The sequence below is a fragment of the Mesorhizobium sp. M1312 genome, assembly GCF_040318115.1.
GTDB lineage: Bacteria > Pseudomonadota > Alphaproteobacteria > Rhizobiales > Rhizobiaceae > Mesorhizobium.
In genome coordinates this window covers 1-622 of record NZ_JAMYLQ010000106.1, presented here as the reverse complement: position 1 = coordinate 622, position 622 = coordinate 1, and the positions used below count along the sequence as shown (strand labels likewise).

The 622-nt window shown below is 57.7% G+C and carries 1 protein-coding gene; it reads left to right on the top strand.

Annotated elements, in window-relative coordinates; genetic code table 11:
• On the top strand, window positions 1-622 hold a 622-nt coding region (locus NKH36_RS34730; RefSeq protein WP_352966324.1), incomplete at both ends, for a PHP domain-containing protein.

The window sequence follows — 622 nt, the reverse complement described above, 5'->3', positions numbered from 1 at the left end:
AGGCAATGGCTGAAGCCACGCGCAAGCGCGGTTTCGAATACTATGGTGTCGCCGATCATTCGCAGTCCGCTCACTACGCAGGCGGTCTTTCGTTGCAGGAGATTGCTGAACAGCACCGCGAAGCTGACCGGCTGAACAAGGCATACAATGGAAAATTTCGCATACTGAAGGGCATCGAGGCCGACATCCTGGCGGATGGCTCGCTCGATTACCCGATTCATATCTTGGAACAGTTCGATTTCGTCGTCGCGAGCGTGCACAGCCTCTTCAAGTTGCCCAAGAAGGAACAGACGGAGCGTATCATTGAGGCGATCGGAAATCCTCGGACGACAATCCTCGGGCACATGACCGGTCGCCAGCTGTTGCGCCGGCCCGGTTATGATCTCGACGTCGACAAAGCCCTCAAAGCGTGTGCAAAACACGGCGTCGCTGTCGAAATCAACGCACATCCTTGGCGACTCGACCTCGACTGGCGCTGGCATCAAAAGGCACTCGATCAGGGCTGCATCTTCAGCATCAATCCGGACGCTCATTCGATCCGCGAGCTCGACCACATGCATTGGGGTGTCGAGATGGCGCGCAAGGGCGGTGTCCCTGCGAAGCGGGTCCTGAACGCGATGCG